This is a genomic window from Paenibacillus sp. FSL H7-0357, from assembly GCF_000758525.1.
In the GTDB taxonomy this organism is placed as follows: domain Bacteria; phylum Bacillota; class Bacilli; order Paenibacillales; family Paenibacillaceae; genus Paenibacillus_AQ.
The window spans coordinates 3,163,726-3,181,013 of record NZ_CP009241.1; the positions used below are offsets into that span (position 1 = coordinate 3,163,726).

The window sequence follows — 17,288 nt, forward strand, 5'->3', positions numbered from 1 at the left end:
GTCGAATTGACGGGTTTATTTATTTTGACTCTATATTCATGGTATCGTAGAGAGAGTATTATAGGTTTGTAAATTTTAACGATAGATGGAGATTATGCAAAATGAGATATGATGTCTTAATTGTCGACGACGAGGCCGTGCTGGCGGAAACTACCTGTGAGTATCTAAATATGTTTGAGGTTCGGACCGCTTATGTAACCAGTGCGGCAGAATGTGAGCGGTTTGTGCAGGAGCATGAACCGTCACTTATTCTACTGGATATTAACCTGGGTGAAAGCTCGGGTTTTGATCTGTGCAAAAAACTAAGAGGGACATTGCAGATCCCGATTCTGTTCATAAGTGCCCGTTCCAGCGACGATGATATTCTGATTGCGCTTAATATTGGCGGAGACGATTACATCCATAAGCCCTATACACTCAGTGTGCTGCTGGCAAAAGTAAAGGCTGTGCTGAAGCGGTACGGTAACAAGGATCAAGCGGAACAGCTGGAGTTTGGTCAGGTGCGGATTGATACCCAGCTCTCCCGTGTTCTCGTAAACGGAGAGGAGATCCGTTTCAAAACCATGGAGTACAAGCTGCTCTGTTATTTGGCACAGCATAAGAACCGGGTGGTGCCGAAGGAAGAACTATTCGCCAAAGTGTGGGAAGATTCGTTTACCGGTGATGGAACGCTGAATGTGCATATCCGCCACCTGCGTGAAAAGATCGAATATGATCCCAACAGTCCGCAATATATTAAGACCGTGTGGGGAAAGGGCTATGTGCTGGAGGATAGTCCGCGATGAGGTCCAGGGGAGTGCTCCTGACAATGCTCGCTGTTTTTATTGCAGGAGTTGTTTTTTCGCTGTCCATCATCCCGGAAGGCATTGACATGAGGCTGGATATGGTTATGGCCAACGATGTGCTGAAGACCGTAGAGAAGAACTGGGAGCGGATTGAGCAAGGCGATTACAGCGGCGTCACGCAGCAATTCGCTGTATTGGATCAAGAGGGCTTATTGCGCTACCAAACGGCGGATGGAATGTTCACGGGGCTGAATGAAGCCATCCGCAACAGGGATGCAATCCTTGACGTAACGGTGCAGGGAGTGACGGCAGGCAAGCTCATTATTCGGGAGGACTACAGCGCAAAGCTCAAGCAGAACAAGCACCAGCTGGCGACGGTCATCACGGTCAGTTTTTTCATGATGCTGGTATTGGGCGGGCTTTATGTTTTTTATTTGCAGCGGGCCTTTATCTCACCCTTCAAGAAACTGCAGGGTTTCGCACGGAACGTGGCCCGGGGGAATTTGGAAGTTCCGCTCAACATGAACAAAAACAATCCGTTTGGCGTTTTTACCGAAAGCTTTGACATTATGCGTGAACAGCTCGCTTCAGCCAGGAAAAGCGAATATGAAGCCAACCGCAGCAAAAAGGAGCTGGTGGCCAGCCTCAGTCATGATATAAAAACCCCGGTTGCTTCGATTAAGGCGGTCAGCGAACTGATGCTGCTTCGCGCAATGGATGCGAAGGACATACGGCAGCTGAACATGATTAATGCCAAAGCCGAGCAGATAGATCTTATGATAACGGATATGTTTCATGCGACGCTGGAGGAGCTGCAGGAATTAAAGGTTAAAGGAACTGAGGAATACAGCAGTATCTTGGATGATATTCTGCAAAATGCCGACCTGGATAACCGGATATTTCACGACCCGATCCCGGAGTGCATGATTTATGCGGATGCGCTGCGACTGCAGCAGGTTTTCGACAACATCCTTAGCAACTCCTATAAATATGCAAATACTGCGGTAACCGTTGTTACTTACCTAACCTCCGGTTATTTACAAATCGATATTATGGATTACGGCAAAGGTGTAGACCCGGATGAGCTGCCGCTGCTGTTCAACAAATTCTACCGGGGACAAAATATTACCGGTCAGGCCGGAGCGGGACTCGGTCTTTATATCTCCAAATACCTGATGCAGGGCATGCAAGGGGAGATTGAATGCAGCAATCGTGAAGGCGGTTTTACGGTAAGCCTGCGATTAAAGCTGGTGTAAACGAATTAAGGAATGGTTAAGGTTCCGGCAAAGAAGGATTAAGAATTGATTGTGTATGATAGATCTGCAGGCTACTAATGAACAAAGGATGATCCATTCATGCAGAATACAATTCTCAGAACCGAAAAATTATGTAAAAGCTTCTCTTCCGGCGGAGTACAGCAGCATGTGCTGAAAAATTTGGATATCAGCCTGATGGAAGGGGATTTCACGATTATCATGGGCAGTTCGGGTTCGGGCAAATCGACGCTGCTGTATGCCCTGTCCGGTATGGACAGACCGTCGCTCGGTGAAGTTCATTTCGCGAACGCCAACATTGCCAAGCTGAGCAATGACCAGCTTGCCATTTTCCGCAGGAACCATTGCGGATTTGTCTTCCAGCAAATCTATCTGCTCGACAACATGAGTGTGCTCGACAATATGCTTGCGAGCGCTCTGCTGGTGAGCCGGAATAAGCGGGAGCTGACCGCTAAAGCGAAGCAATTGCTTAGCCAGGTAGGGCTGGAGGAGCCCACATGGGGCAAGTTTCCTTCGCAGCTGTCCGGCGGTGAAGCCCAGCGGGCCGGAATTGTGCGTGCGCTGATCAATGATCCCAAGATCGTATTTGCGGACGAGCCTACGGGAGCGCTGAATTCCGCATCAAGCACCAATGTGCTTGATATCATGACCCGGATCAACCGGAGCGGACAAAGCATTGTTATGGTGACCCATGATTTCAAAACGGCTTTACGCGGCAACCGGATCCTGTACCTGCGCGACGGAATGATTTGCGGTGATCTTCGGCTGGATGCTTATGACGAAGGGCAGCATCAGGCAAGGCATGACAAGCTGGATGCCTTTCTTGCTGAAATGGGGTGGTAAGATGAACGTTCTCAACCTCTCCTGGGCCAATATCAAAAAAAGAAAAGGAGCAGCCTTCTCCCTGTTCATCCTGATTTTGACGGCTTCCTTACTGCTTAATATCGGTATCACGATTGTCTCCTCAATGGGAAGGTTCTATGAGAAGAAGGCCGATGAGCTGCATGATGCGCATGCAGTGATTACGATGTCAGCCTCTCATTTTAAGCCCTCCACTGAGGATTATATTAAATCCTATGAAGGGGTAAAGGAACAGGAAACGGAACGGATTATCCTCATCCCCAAGGCTGCTTTCCGCTACGATAAAGACACCGATAATGATTTCAGTCTGCGTATCGCACTTCTGAATGCAGATAACAACCGCAACATCGCACCGCTTAAGTTGGTCGAGTCTATACCGGCAAATGATGAAACTGGGATTTTAGCCCCATATTCTTTGAAAGCCAGCGGAGGCTACCAGTTGGGTGATTCGTTCAGTCTTACCTATCAGAATGTGACTTACAGCTACAAGATCACCGGATTTTTCGAGTCTACCCTGATGGGCAAGCCAAATCTGGCCCTGATGAAATTTTATTTGCCGGACACCACCTATCGTGAGCTTCAACACAAGCTGGGAGCTGATGCAGAGGGGATCCTCCAGTCGGCAGTGTTCAAGGACAGCAGCCAGTCGACATCATTCTTGAGAGATTACAGCGCCGAGTTTCCGGAGCTTAACGACTCGAACGATATCAATTTCTGGAGCGGTGATATCGGACAGGCCAAAAGCTCGACACTCACAATCAATATTGTCGCGATGATTCTGATTGTTTTTGCAGCCATTATTGTGGTGGTGTCGCTGATTGTTATCAAGTTTCGCATTGCGGACAGCATCGAAGAGGGAATAGTGAACATCGGTGTGCTCAAGGCACTGGGATATACGAGCCGGCAGATTTCATCCTCCTTTGCTCTGCAATTTACGCTGACCGGTCTTGCCGGGAGTGTTGCCGGTGTAGCGCTTTCCTACGCTGCGGTTCAAGCGTTCGGAGGCATCATCGCCACGCTGACGGGTCTGCGTTGGCCTGGCGGAACCCCATTAGGCAACTCGTTGCTCAGTATTGCTATCCTTATGGTGCTTGTGTGGGCAGTGGCGATGGGTTCAACCTGGCGTGTACGCAGACTGCAGCCGGTTGCGGCGCTGCGGGGCGGGATTGTGACGCATAATTTCAAGCGCAATCACCTTCCACTGCATAAGGCCAAGGGAGGTCTGCAATTTCTGCTGGCCTGCAAAACAATGCTTGCCAATAGCCGGCAGAACCTGTTAATTGGCTGTATTATAACGGCGATTACGTTTGCATCCGTCTTCTCGGCTGTGTTCTACTATAATATTGCCGAGGATAAAACGGCCTTCTTTCAAATGACCGGTGCCGAAACACCCAATGTGGGCATTCAAGTTCAGCAGGGGCAGGACAGTGAACGGCTGCTGAAGGAGATTAAAGGGATGAACGGCGTCGAAAAAGCGGTCTTTCAGGATTACCTCACGGTAACGATCAACGGTCGTCAGGTGTCGTCTGATTTCTCCGATGATTATGCGCAGATGGACAATAACACAGTGGTGAAAGGCCGCCATCCGAAATATGATAACGAAATTGTGATTACCAGCACTTTGTCCAGGCTGCTGGGCAAAAGTATCGGTGATACGATAAATGTTGATTTGGGCAAAGTGTCCGAACCATTTCTGATCACCGGCCTGAGCCAATCCTTAAGCACAGATGCATCTCTGGCGCTTGAAGGTGTGCAGCGGCTGATGCCTGGCCAACAGGCGATGTCTATTAACGTCTATCTGGATGGCACTACCTCTCCGGAGTTTATTGAAGCTGTGAAATCACAATATCCGGATATGCTTCAGTCTGTAACCAATGCCGAAAAATCCATTGCAGATTCGATGAAAGTGTATATATCAGCCATTTTCACCCTTATGGTTGTGATTTTGGCAATTACTGTACTAACTGTTAGTTTAATTCTCTACCTGGTAATTCAGACAGGCATCCTGAAACGGAAGCGGGAGCTGGGCATAATGCGTGCCTTAGGTTACACGACATTCCAATTGAGATCGCAAATAGCTATGAGCTTTCTCCCTGTAGTAACGGTGGGCGTTCTCATCGGCGCCTGCCTTGGCGGTCTTTATACCAATTCCATGCTCGAAATGCTGCTGTCCAGTGCGGGAATCGCACAGGTGAACTTTACTATACAGGCCCCGATGATCATAGGACTGGGCATAGGCCTTATCTTGTTCTCTTACCTCATATCCATGCTGGTCTCCCATCGGATCAAACGGATTACGGCTTATGAATTGATCACAGAGTAGACAGTTTCTTTATGCTTAAACTAAAAAAGCCACCCGGGCATGATTTCCCGGGTGGCTGTAGTTGTATTAGGACTAGGAGAGGCGGACAAGTACCCGGCCTCTGGTATTCGATTTAAGGATGTCTTCCAATGCAGCGGGCAGCTCACTCAAGGCGATCTCCCGGTCGACCAGTTCCTCCAGTACCGCAGGCTTCAAATCACTTGCCATACGCTGCCAAATCTTCAGCCGCTTCTCCATAGGGCAAGAGACGGAATCAATGCCAAGCAGGCTTACACCGCGCAGGATAAAAGGCATCACGGTCGTCGGGACTGCCGTTCCTGCAGTTAAGCCGCTTGCGGCAACGGCGCCGCCGTAGGTGATCTTGCTGATTACCGCCGCTAGCGGGCCGCCGCCTACGGAATCAACAGCAGCCTGCCACAGCTGCTTGTCAAGCGGCTTGCCTGTACCATCGCCGACGTCTCCGCGGGAGATGACCTCGGCTGCACCCAGGGTCTGCAGATAACCGGCTTCTTCCGTTCTGCCGGTGCTGGCTGTGACCGTGTATCCTTTGTGGGCCAGCATCGCTACGGCTGTTCCGCCGACACCGCCGGTTGCGCCGGTTACCAGCAGCTTGCCTTTGTCCGGCGCTGCTCCGTTATCCTCCAGCGCTTGAATCGACAAGGCAGCCGTTAATCCGGCGGTGCCATAGATCATCGCTTCGCGCAGGGAAAGACCTTCCGGCAGCGGAAGGACCCATTCGGCAGGAATCCGGGCATACTCACTGAAGCCGCCGAAATGGGATACGCCGATGCCATAGCTGGTGGCAATGACGGATTGTCCTTCCCGGAACCGGCTGTCTGCTGAAGATACAACGATTCCGGACAGATCAATGCCCGGGATGAAGGGATAATTGCGGAGAATGTTTCCATTCGGAATGCTGGCTAAGCCGTCCTTATAATTCACGCTGGAGTAGGATACCTTGATCAGCACCTCACCGGCAGGCAATTCCCCAAGTGTCACCGGTTGTACAGCTACCTTAAACGTGTCTGTTTTGTCCACAACCAAAGCTTGAAATGTTTCAGGCATGAGTTTTCGCTCCTGTTCTTCTACGATCTGTGATAGGTAAGTCAGTTATATAATATTTATTCTGACCGGTCAACTTTTTTAGTGCTATGATATTAAGTACATAACAGTCTAATCGTGGAGGTCCAATGGTACGTTACAAGAAATCCGAAGAGAAACGCAAGCAGATTCTGTATGCAGCCTTTCAGGCATTGACAGAAAGCGGCTATGATTCCGTGACCTTGCAGACCATCGCAGATCATGCCGAAGTCAGCAAAGGGGTCGTGCATTACTATTTCGAGAATAAGGAGGCTGTGTTGGTTGAACTGCTGGCATGGCTGACAGGTAAAATATCGGCGAAAGAGCAGGCGGCGGTGCAGGAGCAGCATACGGCAACGGGCAAGCTTGCCGCCTATATTGATTCGGCGTTTGCCGGTCCGGCCCAAAACCGTTCATTTTACCGGGTGTACCTCGATTTCCTGGCCCGGGCGAGCCGGATTCCCGTGTACCGGGAAATCAACCAGCGCTTCTATGACAGCTGTGCAGCCATCAGTACCGAAGTGCTGAACCTGGGCCAGGAGGAAGGGGTATTCTCCAGGGAGCTGACCCCGGACAAGACCTCGCCGGTGATCCGTGCAATAATCGATGGTTGTCTGATCCAGTGGCTGATGACCGATGACGATGACCTGCATGCCACTTTCAAAGAATCCTGTTATACAGCAATTATAAAGGTGCTGAGTGACTGAACCCTTGTGAAGTAAATGATTGGCACGTACATTGTGAACGTGGGACCAAAAGTTCCACGGAAAATTTCTTTTGTACATTCTGTGAACTGTAGTATATTGGTCATAGAACGCTTTGAGAAGGAGGCTTACTCTATGTCCATTGCGACAACGATGATTATCCGTCTGGAAATCCGTAAATCGGTTGCATCTTTTGGTGATGTTGCTTCAGCGCTTGCTTCAGCGGGCGGGGATATTGTGGCCATTGACGTCATCCGTGCAGGTAAGGATGTGACGACAAGAGATATTACCGTAAACGTCCAGGATGCAGGCAATAAGGAGATTATTACGATATTGTCGAACATGCCGGGGATTAAGGTTATTAATGTATCCGACCGGACGTTTCTGGCCCACCTTGGCGGGAAGATTGAGATCACACCCAAAATGCCGATCAAAAACCGGGAGGATCTGTCACTGGTGTATACACCTGGTGTTGCCCGTGTCTGCATGGCGATTGCCGAGGATCCGGGTAAAGCCTATTCGCTTACGATGAAAAGAAACACGGTTGCCGTCGTTACCGACGGAACTGCGGTACTTGGCCTCGGTGATATCGGACCGCAGGCGGCGATGCCGGTCATGGAGGGCAAGGCGATGCTCTTTAAGCAACTGGCAGATATCGATGCGTTTCCCTTATGCCTGGACACCAAGGATCCGGAGGAAATCATCGCGATTGTGAAAGCGGTTTCTGCTGGTTTCGGCGGCATCAACCTGGAGGATATCAGCTCACCCCGCTGCTTCGAAATTGAACGGCGCCTCTCCGCCGAGCTGGATATCCCCGTGTTTCATGACGATCAGCATGGCACGGCAGTTGTTGCTTTGGCAGGACTGTTAAATGCCTTGAAAGTGGTGGACAAGCAAATCGCTTCCTGCAGAATTGTCGTGGTCGGCATCGGAGCAGCCGGCGTCTCCATCTGCCGCCTGCTGCTGGCAGCGGGAGCCCGCAGCATATATGCCGTTGACCGGCAGGGGATTCTCAGCAGAGAGCAAGCTTACGGGAATGCCGAATGGCGCTGGCTGGCGGATAACACCAATCCTGAGGGTTTAAGCGGCGGATTGACGGAGGCGCTCCAGGGGGCGGATGTGTTTATCGGCGTATCCAGCGGGGGCATTCTGAACGTCAGCCACCTGCAGAGCATGGCCAAGGACAACATCGTCTTTGCTATGGCCAATCCCAATCCGGAGATCGAGCCTGAACTGGCAGAACCGTATGCCCGTGTACTGGCGACCGGAAGAAGCGATTATCCGAACCAGATTAACAATGTGCTCTGTTTTCCGGGAATTTTCCGCGGAGCGCTGGATTGCAGGGCAAGAGAGGTGAATCTGGAGATGAAGCTGGCTGCAGCACAGGCCATTGCTTCGGTTGTACAGGAGGATGAGCGGAATGAGCAATATATCATTCCGAGTATTTTTAATGAGAAAGTGGTGGAGCAGGTACGGCTGGCAGTGATCAAGGCAGCTATCGCTACCCGTACGGCGCGCCGTATTCCTCCGGATATTTCGGACTGAGGTCACCAAAGAGCAAGCGGAAAACCTGCGGCCACAACGGTCTCGCGGGTTATTTGCTTTGCGTCCGCTTCAATAGTTGCCGCCGGGGAGTGAAATGTGCCGCTGTATCTTTTATGTGAAAAATTATACAATTATAAATAATCATTACATGTTCAGGAGGAGCCATGTTCAGCAGGATACATATTATGGGGGCTTCCGGATCCGGCACAACCACGCTCGGCCAGGCGCTGGCAGAGAAGCTGCCGCATGTGCATCTGGATAGCGACGACTATTTCTGGGAGCACAAATTCACGAAGCAGAGTGACAAGACGCAGAGACTGGCTGCAATCAAGCGGGACTTGGATCATGCCGGACCATGGATACTTTCCGGAGCTGTCTGTGGCTGGGGAGATGAACTTCGCGCTTATTTTGACCTGGTAATCTTTCTGTGGATTCCACCGGAGCTCCGGCTGGAGCGCTTAAAGGCAAGAGAATATGAGCGGTATGGGAAGGAAAGTCTGCCGGGTGGGAGCAAATTTACAGATGTGCAGTTTTTTTTGGAATGGGCCGCTTTATATGATACGGCAGGTGTGGAGGTCAGAAGCAGAACACTGCATGAGGAATGGATGTCTGAGCTGGGCTGTCCGGTACTGCGGTTAACAGGGGAAATGTCGGTAGATCAACGTGTAGAGGCTGTGCTGAGCCATCTGTCCAGTCAATGATAAGGAGAGAAAGAGCGTGGCAAGAAGGAGCGGTTTGAGCTGCGGGTTAAGGGATGACTGTTTGTAGGATCAAGTTGTGATGTGAAAATCAAAAGTTGAATGTAATCATGGGGAGTGTATAAGATGTACAACCGGGGGATTGCTTGTTGTCTTAGTGTGGTTCTGGCTGCTGTGGTGTTTGCCGGCTGCGGTGTCGACCAGAAACAGAAGGATGTGTATGGCAACAACAAGGTGATCGTACAGAGCGGAGACAGCCTTACTTACAAGGATCGTATAGGTGAAGTGACTGCACAGGATGCCGAGCTTAACTTTACCGGATTCTATGGATCGGATACTTTGTGGAGCATTGAGGCCGCGGAGGAAGGTAAGCTTGGCATCGAGTTTGAGCAGGATATCACCAAAGGAAAGTTTAAAGTCGTACTCATAACTCCTGAAGAGGAAACCGTAGTCATTGCCGAAGGCAGCGCTGAAGGTTCGGTGGAACTGCCGCTTATCAAAGGAAACAGCCGGATTAAGATCGTCGGAAACAAAGGCAAGGGCAATGCGAACCTTCATCTGACAGCTGGAAAAGGAATTGAAGTCGATACCGTCGATTCAGGCGGGTGGTAGACGGTGAAATTCGGATTGGTCAGACATTTCAAAGTAGAGCCTCCGCCGCTGCAGGGCTGGGTGAACGGCCGTCAGTTCAATGAATGGGTGAGATTGTATGATGCAGCGGATATCCGGACCGGGGAGTGGAATCAGCCTGCAGAACTGTGGGATCATTGCCTGTGCAGTGATCTGCCCAGAGCGGTGGACACGGCCCGCAGCATCTACTCAGGCAGCATTACATTCACGGAGCAGCTGCGAGAAATTGAAGTGGCTGCGGTTAGCGTATCGGGTCCCAGGCTGCCGGTGCCCTGGTGGCTGGCTCTCGGACGTCTGTCCTGGATATTCGGTCACCGCTCCCAGCCAGAGAGCAGGCGGACAACCAGTCAGCGCGTGAAAGCGGCTGTCGATCTCCTGGAATCAGTACCGCAGCGCTCTGGTGTGCTGATCGTCACACATGGCGCTTTTATGAAGCAGCTGGAGCGGGAACTGCGGCGCAGATCCTATCAAGGGAAGCGGATGGGACATCCGCGAAATGGGCAGCTTTATACATATGAGAAGATAGAAAATTAAATGAAAGCGGGATGCACAAAATGGTCACCATTAAGGAAATTGAAGCGGATGCTCTTGAGGCATTAAATGAGCTGTACAGTGAATTGATAGGCCATCGAACGGATCAAGTGAAGCTGGCAGAAGCTTTTAACAGGATAAAGGCAGATAGCCGGTACATCTTGCTCGGCGCATACGTGGACGGGGAGCTGTTCGGCTCCTTGATGGGGATCGAATGCCAGGATCTCGTCGGAGACTGCCGGCCGTTTATGGTGATCGAGAATGTAGTTGTATCCTCCCGCGCCAGACGCCAGGGTCTCGGCAAAAAGCTTATGACTGCCATTGAGCAAGCCGCCCACGAGAGAAACTGCTATTACATTATCCTCGTTTCCGGTGAGCAGCGTAAGGAAGCGCATGTCTTCTATGAGTCTATGGGCTACCGGGATGAAAAGGTAGAAGGGTACCGCAAGCATCTAAGCTCACATTAACATGAGGGAGGGAGGGCTGTGTGGGCATTTTTCGAAATTATCTTTGATGACATCACAGATACTCTTTGGGAAAACCGCAAGAAGCGAAAGAAGAATTAAGAATACCCCGCCAGCCTGCAGAGGCTGGTTTTTTTCGCTTAGGCATAGAAAAACGGCTCCAATATGGAGCCGTTAATCATTACGTTTGTTGATTTTCACTTATTTGCTGACTTCATCATTAAACCTACGATGACTGATAATATTGCATAAACTATCGCCCAAATGAAAAAGGACTCATTGAAGACGGTAAAAGTTAGTGCTGTGAAAACAATAAAAGTTAATAACGGCATTACGAACCATCTTCTAATCAACATAAAACCAACAATTGAAGTGACTATAACGATTATAGGACAGATTACAAAAACCAAAAGCAACGGATTCACTCCTCAATATAAAATATTCTATAATTATATACTTTTTACCTGGAAGAAGCTGTATGACAAGTATAATTATTTTTTCCATGCCATGCCGGTTCTGCTATATGTTAAACTGTCTGCAAGTGTGATGAATTTAACATTATTGGAGGGGTTGGATGGAGACATTTTTCCGTTATAACTGGGTGGTTCGCGAGCAGTGGTACAAGTGGTGTGAGGAGATACCGGAAGAGGAACTGCTGAAGCCGCGTACAGGCGGCGTTGGCGGGATATTGAAGACGCTGTTTCATATTGCCGATGTAGAGTGGAGCTGGATCATGGTGATGGAGGGCAAACCGGATTTTCAGGAGGATTTCGCCTGGTACAGCAGCCTGCAAAAGGTACGGGAGCTGGATGCAAAGTTTCGTCCCTAGGTGGAAGACTTTGTGCTGGCCTGGCATGAAGGTCTGGAGCGGAATGTTTTTGTAGATGAGCGCAGTGACGGCTCGGTGGTTACCGATGCCTGGGGCGAAATTATGCGCCATGTTATCGCTCATGAAATTCATCATACCGGGCAGCTCTCCGTCTGGGCCAGAGAGCTCGGGAAGCAGCCGCCTTCCGCCAATGTGATCGGCAAAGGGTTAGCGGACAGCCTGCCGGGCTTACGGAATTGAACTTTAACTCTGAAAGTCCGTCCGCTCATCGCCCCTCGGCCACTGGAATGACCAGGCCAACTGTCCTTGGAGGCTTTACAGCTCCGGCGGGAACCATAGATGGCGCAGGTCGACCCAGCCCTGGCTGTTGAAGGTTACACCGCGCACAGAGGGAAGGTAAGCCGTTTCGGTGGGCTTTTCGTACAGGATATGCAGCTGATGATCGTGGATCAGGCTGTCTTCGATGATCTTGAAGCCCTCGGCTCTGGCCTGGAAATGCGGCTCGCGGGAAATGAGGCTCAGCCGGCCTTCAATATCGGCCCGGGTACGCGGCTCGATATGCTGCGCGAGCGTCAGATACAGGTCGAACAGCCGGAGCTGTTCATCCTGATCACGGAGCAGGGAGAAAACAATCAGGTCGGCTTGCAGGCGGACCGGACCTTTGAATTCCTCCGGGGAAACGGTCAGTACCGTGCAGGCATAACCCTGGCGCTTCAGCCTTGCGGCAATGGATTCGGCATCACCGGAATATTGCGGAATCGTGGCAATTTGCAGCGCTGCCGGATGAGGCTCTGGCTGCTGTGGTCCATGCGTCTCCACATCCGCGTTCAAACAGGATACAATGTCTGCCCGAAGAAGGGGATCGCTTAGTGGTCCCTTTTTTTTCGTATTGAAGGTCACAAATTTCCGCACAGAGGACTCGGAATGAATCCGGCTCCAGGCCGAAGGGTCAGAGACAGAAGGATTCGTAACAATGTGGAAGCCGGAGCTTGTCTCCGGAGAAGAATTACTTATCCCCCACGGTACATAGAGAATTTCCACCCGGTCCAGATGGGCGCGGCCCTGAAAATAATACGGGAATACCTCCAGTACGCAGGAATCCTCATGCATCTCCGCTACCTTGAACGGTCCGGTGCCTGCCGGTCTGCGCCCGAAGCTGCTCTCACCCTGGTTTTCCAGATCCCTTGGAACGACAGCTGCCCGGCTCGTGCACAGGAAAGGCAGGAAGAGCTCATTGGGTTTCTTGAGCAGAAATCGCACTGTGGTAGCGTTCAGGGCTTTCACTTCCTGAATCTCTTTGAAAATAGAGTTGTACAGCATCCGGTGCGACGAAGTCATCATCCGTTCGAAGGAATAGACCACATCTTCGGCAGCCAGTACCTTGCCATGATGGAAGAAGACATCCTTACGCAGATGGAACGTCCAGCTGGTGCGGCTGACATCTACATCCCAGGCATGGGCGAGCCCGGGAAGGATGTCGTCCCGTTCACCGCCGCGTCCTACCAGCCCGTCGAACACATGGCTGGACACGAAGGACTCCGCCAATAAATTCATGTACAGCGGATCAAAGGTATGGAGCTGCTGGTTGACCGGCAGCCGTAAGCTGTCAATCCGTTTGTCGCTGCGGATCTCGGAGTGATGGCCGAAGTAGGACATCAGCCAGCCCTGCAGGGAATCCTGCAGCGAGGAGGAACGGGCATGTCCGCGGATGCCCTCCATGGCGCTGCGGATATCTCTGCTGCTGATCGCCTGCTTCATGGATTGCAGGGCGATAGACTCGGAATCCGTTAGAAATTTCAGGGAGGACCGGCGGCCCCGCCCCCGGCTGGGTGTCCAGACGATCCAGCCCTGCTCCGACATTTTATTGATAACATGCAATGCATTGCGGTGGGTGCAGCCCAGAGTTAAAGCCAGTTCATCAAGGGTGACCATGATTTCCGCCGCCCCCCCATGATGGGAGTGCAGCTTCAGAAATTGGCTGTGCAGTTTCATTGTCGGCTGTTCCTTTCTTAAAATAGGAAATATAAACTCATTTCTTTCTCTTTTTCTTCTTATTTTATCAGCTAAAATTGGGATAAGAAAGCAAGATAATGGGGGGATTTACCATGGAGGATGAAAATGCGGTTACAGCAATGCGGCCGCTTTACGCATTAATTGCTGCATTTCTGCTGGCTGACGTGCATCAGTATCTGTTCTACGGCCAGATGGCAGGCGTTTCTGTACCGATTTTTGTATGCCTGCTCTATATCTTTGTGCTCTATGTTGCCAAGGATAGGTTGCGTAAGAACACTTGGTTCAGTTATGTTTGGCTGGGAGCCATATTTCTGCTCTCCTTGACGTATGCACTGTTTGCAAACTGGTTTTTCTTCGGGCTGAATTTCCTGGTGATTCCGGCGCTGATTTTCTTACATATGACCTATATGCTGAGCTATCGCCTTCCGTCCTGGAGCCGGTTAGCACTGATTGGGGCTGCGGCGGAGCACTTTTTTGCCCAGAGCCTGCGGCATTGGCCTACGGTGTTTAAGATTATCCAAAAAGCAGGAGGCAGGAATCTGCAAGGGGAGCGCAAGCAGGTGCTGGTCAAAGTGCTGATTGGACTGCTCATCTCCTGCCCGCTGCTGCTGATTGTAATCTCACTGCTCTCTTCAGCCGACGGTGTATTTCATGAGATACTGGCGGACGTCCCGGCGCTGCTGGAGCGGATCTCATTCAGTGACGGCTTAGCCCGCATCTTATGGATCATCCTGCTCGGAATGGGACTGTTCGGTTTTGCCCAAGGGTTCGCTGATCCTAAACACTATGACTGGAGCGTGCCGCCGCTGGACGGCGAGCCGGTCCGTGAACCCTTCACCATTTCCATTGATCCGGTAATTATCACCACAATCCTTGTGTCGATCAATACCGTGTATGTGTTATTTGTCAGCGTGCAGTTTTCATATTTTTTTGGTGCATGGGATGGAGTTTTGCCGGAAGGCAGCACGTATGCTGACTATGCCCGGAGCGGATTTTTCGAGCTGATTCTGGTTACAGCCATCAACTTTGCGATTCTGCTCTTGTCGCTGCTGTCCGTAGGGGAAGTGAAGAAAACGCTGAAAAAGATCATTAACGTCCTGCTCTATACCTTGGTCCTGTGCTCCATGGTTATGTTGTATTCTGCCTACTCCCGTCTGGCGCTGTATGAGGAAGCCTACGGCTATACCTATATCCGCTTTCTCGTGCACGCCTTTATGATCTTTCTTGGTTTGCTGCTGGTCATTGCGGCGGTGCGGATTAGCCGGGTTAACTTCCCGCTGGCCAAATGTTATATTGTGCTTGGTCTGCTTGCGTACGTGCTGATGAATTATATTGGGATGGACGGGATCATTGCCGGCAGAAATATGGAACGGTATGAAGCCAGCGGCAAGCTGGATGCTGCCTATTTGAGCGGACTATCCTGGGATGCGGTCCCGAAGCTGATTGAATTCAGCAAGAAAGAGGATGGGCTGCTGGATCAGAACCTGCGTGACAAGTGGCAGAGCAACACAATTGCTGAACAAGAATGGCCATCCTTCAATGTTTCCAAATACCGGGCGAAGCAGGCCCTGGAGCAATATTTCGCGGAATAGAGACTTTATTTTGAAATCGGGGACGGGTTATACTCTACTATATATTGTGGTACATTGAAGCCAGCATGAGGTCAAGGAGGAAGCACGGAATGAACACAATATTGGATCTTGAGGCTGTCCGTACACTGGCCGGGAAGAACGGGCTGGAAGAGATGTTCAGCACTGAGGTCATTGAAAGAATGGAGCTGCGGCGGTACGGCGACGGGGAAGCGGTCTGCTCGGTCGGAGACCGGCTGGAGAGCATGTTCATCCTGGTCCAAGGGAAGCTCAAAATTCACACGCTGCTCCCCAACGGAAAATCGATGCTGGTGCGGTTTGCCAGACCGATGTCCGTGATTGGGGACGTGGAGCTACTGCGGCAGTATCCGGTTAAAAATGAGGTGGAGTCTGTTGGGGACAGCCTGCTGCTGGTGGCCGGCAGAAAGCTGCTGCTGAAAGAAATGGAAGAGAACACGGCGCTGCTGCGTTTTCTGGTAGGAGAGCTAAGCCACAAGCTGTATACGCTCGGCCAGACCTCCGCGCTGAATCTGCTCTACCCGGTGGAGAACCGGTTTGCCAGCTATCTGATGTCCATGTTCGCGGACAGCGTCGGCGGGCATCGTGTGGAGGAGCTCCGCACAGCAAGTCTTACGGAAACGGCGGATTTGCTCGGAACGAGCTACCGCCATTTGAACCGGATTGTGCGGCGGTTCATTGAGGATGGCATCATTGAACGCAGACAGGGCCGTTTGAGTGTGCTGGATGAAGCTAAGCTGGCCCGGCTTGCGAACGGGAATTTATATGAATAAACGGGATTGGAGAGCGGAATGGGTTGATTTGAATCTGTCAATAAAACGGTAGTACAAGCAAATCGCTTTTCGGTGATTTACTTAATGTACAGCTTTCCTCTGATTTGACAAGGATATCATCTTCGATACGCACTCCGCCAACCCCCTGAAAATATAATCCCGGCTCGATCGTCATAATGGTATGCTCTGCAAACTTATGCTCCGACCGGGAGCTGATATAAGGGGCTTCATGAATGTCCAATCCGATGCTGTGACCGGCGCCATGAGTGAAATGGGCATTCATTCCTTCACGGATAAAGGGAGCCCGGATGATCGAATCCAGCTCCTTGCTTTTCATTCCGGAACGGATTGCGCGAAGTCCTGCTTTTTGTGCTTCCAGCACCAGATAATAGCTATCGTCAAGTCGTGAATCCGGCTGACCAACGGCAATGGTTCGGGTGATGTCGGAAACGTAACCCTCGTAAGTTGCTCCAAAATCTAAGATCACCATGTCGCCCCGCTCGATTTCTTTATGGCTGGCCTCACCGTGGGGATAGGAGGAGCGGATACCGGATGCCACGATGGTGGGGAAGGCCGTCTTCTCCGAGCCGTTCCGCTTCATGAAGTATTCCATTTCTGTCGCCACATCGAGCTCGGTGACTCCCGGACGAATGTAGTTGAGAATATGCATGAAGGTCTTGTCAGCTATACGTACAGCTTCAAGGGTACTCCGAAGCTCTTCTTCATCCTTGACCTCGCGGAATTTCTCCACCCAGCCTGTTACAGCCCGCGTGTCCGCTTTGACCAAGGATTTGAACTGTTCTCCATCGCTGTAGCTCAAATGCGCACCTTCAAAGCCGACCCGCGGAAAATCTAGCTTGTTGATGATTTCCGCTGCTTCATCCATTAAAGACTTGCGCCAGCATACACGCTGGAGCAGGCCGGGCAATTCCTCGGCGGCTTGCTCCACATAACGGCCGTCAGTGAGGAAGAAAACTTCCTGTTGGGTTAACAGCAAAGCGGAATCTTCACCAGTAAAACCACACAGATAACGGACATTTTTGGGATTGCTGATGTATAAGGCCGGAAGGTTTTCCTCCTCCATTGTGCTCAACAGCTTTTCAATTCGTCTCACTTTACCTTCTCCTTTGTCTCTATCGTTTGTAGATAACAGGAAAGAGGAGCAGTACTG

16 protein-coding genes and 1 pseudogene are annotated in these 17,288 nt (G+C 51.0%); 13 read left to right on the top strand and 4 right to left on the bottom strand.

Annotated features, from left to right (window positions below; genetic code table 11):
* Positions 1-101 precede the first annotated feature (101 nt).
* The 4 genes from H70357_RS13595 to H70357_RS13610 all read left to right on the top strand — a co-directional run bounded on the left by H70357_RS13595 (position 102) and on the right by H70357_RS13610 (position 5,243).
* The gene (locus H70357_RS13595; protein WP_038590152.1) at positions 102-785 is read left to right on the top strand and encodes a response regulator transcription factor; all 684 of its coding nucleotides are present in this window, start codon (positions 102-104) and stop codon (positions 783-785) included.
* Entirely contained in the window at positions 782-2,041 is a 1,260-nt protein-coding gene (locus H70357_RS13600) for a HAMP domain-containing sensor histidine kinase (RefSeq protein WP_038590155.1), read from the top strand. Before H70357_RS13595 ends, H70357_RS13600 begins: the two co-directional genes overlap by 4 nt.
* Positions 2,042-2,140: 99 nt before the next feature.
* Positions 2,141-2,902 (top strand): ABC transporter ATP-binding protein, encoded by a 762-nt coding sequence (locus H70357_RS13605; protein WP_038590158.1) that lies wholly within the window; start codon positions 2,141-2,143, stop codon positions 2,900-2,902.
* A 1-nt stretch (position 2,903) separates the two neighbouring features.
* A complete protein-coding gene (locus H70357_RS13610; RefSeq protein WP_038590161.1) occupies positions 2,904-5,243 on the top strand; it encodes an ABC transporter permease in 2,340 nt (779 codons plus the stop codon).
* Between the two features lie 72 nt (positions 5,244-5,315).
* On the opposite strand, the gene H70357_RS13615 is transcribed toward H70357_RS13610, so the two are convergent.
* Positions 5,316-6,308: an acrylyl-CoA reductase family protein gene (locus H70357_RS13615; RefSeq protein WP_038590164.1), complete on the bottom strand. Its 993-nt coding sequence runs from the start codon at positions 6,306-6,308 to the stop codon at positions 5,316-5,318.
* Between the two features lie 125 nt (positions 6,309-6,433).
* On the opposite strand from H70357_RS13615, the gene H70357_RS13620 reads away from it, so the two are divergent.
* The 6 genes from H70357_RS13620 to H70357_RS13645 all read left to right on the top strand — a co-directional run bounded on the left by H70357_RS13620 (position 6,434) and on the right by H70357_RS13645 (position 10,898).
* Positions 6,434-7,030 carry a TetR/AcrR family transcriptional regulator gene (locus tag H70357_RS13620; RefSeq protein ID WP_038590167.1) on the top strand — a complete coding sequence of 199 codons (597 nt, stop codon included), beginning with the start codon at positions 6,434-6,436 and terminating at the stop codon, positions 7,028-7,030.
* A 132-nt stretch (positions 7,031-7,162) separates the two neighbouring features.
* Complete coding sequence (locus H70357_RS13625) at positions 7,163-8,572, top strand: NAD-dependent malic enzyme (protein ID WP_038590170.1); 1,410 nt, start codon at positions 7,163-7,165, stop codon at positions 8,570-8,572.
* Positions 8,573-8,736: 164 nt separating this feature from the next.
* Positions 8,737-9,273 carry an AAA family ATPase gene (locus tag H70357_RS13630; RefSeq protein ID WP_038590174.1) on the top strand — a complete coding sequence of 179 codons (537 nt, stop codon included), beginning with the start codon at positions 8,737-8,739 and terminating at the stop codon, positions 9,271-9,273.
* A gap of 123 nt (positions 9,274-9,396) precedes the next feature.
* Positions 9,397-9,882: a hypothetical protein gene (locus tag H70357_RS13635; RefSeq protein ID WP_038590177.1), complete on the top strand. Its 486-nt coding sequence runs from the start codon at positions 9,397-9,399 to the stop codon at positions 9,880-9,882.
* 3 nt (positions 9,883-9,885) lie between these two features.
* Entirely contained in the window at positions 9,886-10,434 is a 549-nt protein-coding gene (locus tag H70357_RS13640; RefSeq protein WP_038590180.1) for a histidine phosphatase family protein, read from the top strand.
* A 20-nt stretch (positions 10,435-10,454) separates the two neighbouring features.
* Positions 10,455-10,898, top strand: a complete 444-nt coding sequence (locus H70357_RS13645) for a GNAT family N-acetyltransferase (protein WP_038590183.1) — start codon at positions 10,455-10,457, stop codon at positions 10,896-10,898.
* A gap of 194 nt (positions 10,899-11,092) precedes the next feature.
* Here H70357_RS13645 and H70357_RS35290 read toward each other — a convergent pair whose 3' ends face one another.
* Positions 11,093-11,320 carry a DUF2651 family protein gene (locus tag H70357_RS35290; protein WP_081965799.1) on the bottom strand — a complete coding sequence of 76 codons (228 nt, stop codon included), beginning with the start codon at positions 11,318-11,320 and terminating at the stop codon, positions 11,093-11,095.
* Positions 11,321-11,469: 149 nt separating this feature from the next.
* On the opposite strand from H70357_RS35290, the pseudogene H70357_RS13655 reads away from it, so the two are divergent.
* Positions 11,470-11,964 (top strand): annotated as a pseudogene (locus H70357_RS13655) (DinB family protein).
* A gap of 75 nt (positions 11,965-12,039) precedes the next feature.
* Here H70357_RS13655 and H70357_RS13660 read toward each other — a convergent pair.
* The gene (locus tag H70357_RS13660; RefSeq protein ID WP_038590189.1) at positions 12,040-13,716 is read right to left on the bottom strand and encodes an ABC transporter substrate-binding protein; all 1,677 of its coding nucleotides are present in this window, start codon (positions 13,714-13,716) and stop codon (positions 12,040-12,042) included.
* A gap of 113 nt (positions 13,717-13,829) precedes the next feature.
* Between H70357_RS13660 and H70357_RS13665 the strand changes: the two genes are divergently transcribed.
* Positions 13,830-15,329, top strand: a complete 1,500-nt coding sequence (locus tag H70357_RS13665; RefSeq protein WP_038590191.1) for a DUF4153 domain-containing protein — start codon at positions 13,830-13,832, stop codon at positions 15,327-15,329.
* An 89-nt stretch (positions 15,330-15,418) separates the two neighbouring features.
* The gene (locus H70357_RS13670) at positions 15,419-16,117 is read left to right on the top strand and encodes a Crp/Fnr family transcriptional regulator (RefSeq protein WP_038590196.1); all 699 of its coding nucleotides are present in this window, start codon (positions 15,419-15,421) and stop codon (positions 16,115-16,117) included.
* Positions 16,118-16,154: 37 nt separating this feature from the next.
* Here H70357_RS13670 and H70357_RS13675 read toward each other — a convergent pair whose 3' ends face one another.
* The gene (locus tag H70357_RS13675) at positions 16,155-17,231 is read right to left on the bottom strand and encodes a M24 family metallopeptidase (RefSeq protein ID WP_038590199.1); all 1,077 of its coding nucleotides are present in this window, start codon (positions 17,229-17,231) and stop codon (positions 16,155-16,157) included.
* Positions 17,232-17,288 lie beyond the last annotated feature (57 nt).